General features: G+C 52.9%; 2 rRNA genes. Both read right to left on the bottom strand.

The features are described from left to right. Positions 1 to 5: 5 nt before the first annotated feature. Positions 6 to 122 (bottom strand): 5S ribosomal RNA (rrf, locus tag H8699_RS12395). Positions 123 to 209: 87 nt separating this feature from the next. Beyond that, positions 210 to 3,110: ribosomal RNA gene (locus H8699_RS12390) — 23S ribosomal RNA — on the bottom strand. Positions 3,111 to 3,261: the final 151 nt, after the last annotated feature.

Genomic DNA, 3,261 nt, shown 5'->3' with positions numbered 1-3,261 from the left:
ATAACATCCGGCAGCGTCCTACTCTCCCGGGCCGTCACCAGCCAAGTACCATCGGCGCTGAAGGGCTTAACTTCTGTGTTCGGTATGGGAACAGGTGGTTCCCCTTCGCCATCGCCACCGGAATCCTTCGAGGGTTCCTCTTTTATCCCCTCAAAACTACATCAATTCAGCTTTAAGCAATTTCCACTACTCTTCCACTACAACTTCCTTTGATCAAGCCCTCGACCTATTAGTACCAGTCCGCTACATGCATTACTGCACTTCCACTCCTGGCCTATCACCTTGTCGTCTTCAAGGGGTCTTACTTCCTTTCGGAATGGGATATCTCATCTTAAGGTGGGTTTCACGCTTAGATGCCTTCAGCGTTTATCCCTTCCGCACTTCGCTACCCGGCTATGCTCCTGGCGGAACAACCGGTTCACCAGAGGTGCGTCCATCCCGGTCCTCTCGTACTAGGGACAGATCCTTTCAAATATCCTGCGCCCGCGACGGATAGGGACCGAACTGTCTCGCGACGTTCTGAACCCAGCTCGCGTGCCGCTTTAATTGGCGAACAGCCAAACCCTTGGGACCTGCTTCAGCCCCAGGATGCGACGAGCCGACATCGAGGTGCCAAACCTCCCCGTCGATGTGGACTCTTGGGGGAGATCAGCCTGTTATCCCCGAGGTAGCTTTTATCCGTTGAGCGACGGCAATTCCACTCTCTACCGCCGGATCACTAAGCCCGAGTTTCCTCCCTGCTCGAGATGTCTCTCTCGCAGTCAAGCTCCCTTCTGCCTTTGCACTCTGCGAATGATTTCCAACCATTCTGAGGGAACCTTTGCGCGCCTCCGTTACTCTTTCGGAGGCGACCGCCCCAGTCAAACTGCCCGCCTGACACTGTCCAGCTGCCGGCTTACGGCCAGCCGTTAGAATCCAGGCAACGGAAGAGTGGTATCCCAACAGCGGCTCCACCAAGACTGGCGTCCTGGTTTCAATGCCTCCCACCTATCCTGTACATCCATTACCCGAACCCAATGTCAGGTTACAGTAAAGCTCTACGGGGTCTTTCCGTCCGATCGCGGGTAATGTGTATCTTCACACATACTACAATTTCGCCGGGTCCCTTGTTGAGACAGCGCCCAAATCGTTACGCCATTCGTGCGGGTCGGAACTTACCCGACAAGGAATTTCGCTACCTTAGGACCGTTATAGTTACGGCCGCCGTTTACTGGGGCTTCGGTTCTATGCTTCGGTTGCCCTAACATTTCCCCTTAACCTTCCAGCACCGGGCAGGCGTCAGCCCGTATACGTCGTATCTCTACTTCGCACAGACCTGTGTTTTTGCTAAACAGTCGCTTGGGCCTCTTCTCTGCGGCCTCTTTCGAGGCACTCCTTCTCCCGAAGTTACGGAGTCATTTTGCCGAGTTCCTTAACAAGGGTTATCCCGCTCGTCTGAGGATTCTCTCCTCGCCTACCTGTGTCGGTTTGCGGTACGGGCACCTCCGGATTCCTTAGCAGCTTTTCTCGCCAGCGTGATTTACCCGACTTCCTTACTAATTTCAGTCCCCATCACACATCATCCTTCCCTTGGCGCGTACTTCACTACGCCAAAGACTCTGTGCTTGGACAGGGCTGTCCATCACCCTGCTTCGGTCAACCTTCTGTGTCACTGCTTCAGTCAAACACCCTTCGGTGGTACAGGAATCTCTACCTGTTGTCCATCGCCTACGACTCTACCGTCCTCGGCTTAGGCCCCGACTTACCCTGAGTGGACGAGCCTTCCTCAGGAAACCTTAGGCTTTCGACGGAATGGATTCTCACCATTCTCTCGCTACTCATACCGGCATTCTCTCCTCTATGCAGTCCACGGCTCCTTTCGGTACCGCTTCTGCCCGCATACAGTGCTCCTCTACCAACATTTCTGTTCCGTGGCTTCGGTGGCAGGTTTAGCCCCGTTACATCTTCGGCGCAGAACCACTCGACCAGTGAGCTATTACGCACTCTTTAAATGCGTGGCTGCTTCTGAGCCAACATCCTGGTTGTCTGTGCAATTCCACATCCTTTTCCACTTAACCTGCACTTTGGGACCTTAGCCGACGGTCTGGGCTGTTTCCCTTTTGACTGCGAAACTTATCTCCCGCAGTCTGACTCCCATAATTCAATTATCCGGCATTCGGAGTTTGATAAGGTTCGGTAAGCTTTGTGGCCCCCTAGCCCATTCAGTGCTCTACCTCCGGTAATCATTTATGAGGCTAGCCCTAAAGCTATTTCGAGGAGAACCAGCTATCTCCAAGCTCGATTGGAATTTCTCCGCTATCCACACCTCATCCCCGCCTTTTTCAACAGACGTGGGTTCGGTCCTCCATGGGATTTTACTCCCACTTCAACCTGGACATGGATAGGTCGCCTGGTTTCGGGTCTACGTCATGCAACTTGTCGCCCTATTAAGACTCGGTTTCCCTTCGGCTCCAGCACTTTATGCCTTAACCTCGCTACACAACGTAACTCGCCGGTCCGTTCTACAAAAAGTACGAGGTCGCACCTAGATCGTGCTCCCTCCGCTTGTAAACACAGGGTTTCAGGTACTCTTTCACTCCCCTCCCGGGGTACTTTTCACCTTTCCCTCACGGTACTATTCGCTATCGGTCACCAAGTAGTATTTAGCCTTGGGGGGTGGTCCCCCCGACTTCCCACCGGATTCCTCGTGTCCTGTGGTACTCTGGATCCCCGCCTCCTTCAAAACATTTCACCTACGAGACTCTTACTCCCTTTGGTTGGGCTTTCCAACCCTATTCGGCTATGTTCTTTCCAGATTACGCGGGTCCTTAACCCCGCAAAACCGTAGTCTTGCGGTTTGGGCTCTTTCCCGTTCGCTCGCCGCTACTTAGGAAATCGATGTTTCTTTCCTTTCCTCCGGCTACTTAGATGTTTCAGTTCACCGGGTTCCCTCCTCACGGACTATGTGTTCATCCGCGGGTAGTGGAGCATTGCCTCCACTGGGTTTCCCCATTCGGACATCCATGACTATTACGCTTGCTTGCAGCTTATCATGGCTTTTCGCAGCTTGCCACGTCCTTCTTCGGCTCTTGGTGCCAAGGCATCCACCCTGTGCTCTTTCTAGCTTGATCGTCTTTTTCCCTTGCTTGGATTCCTCCAAGCCTTTCTCTCAAAGCGAAATTGTAGTTTCCCGTTCGATTTCTTCCCGTTTCGTTACCTTTACAGCAACTCCACTAGATTTCTTTCTTACGTTCTTTTCGTTTCTATCGCTTTCTTGCTTAC

Source organism: Luoshenia tenuis (assembly GCF_014384745.1).
Taxonomy (GTDB): domain Bacteria; phylum Bacillota; class Clostridia; order Christensenellales.
The sequence above is the reverse complement of the archived record's forward strand: the minus strand, read 5'-3'. Positions and strand labels throughout refer to the sequence as shown.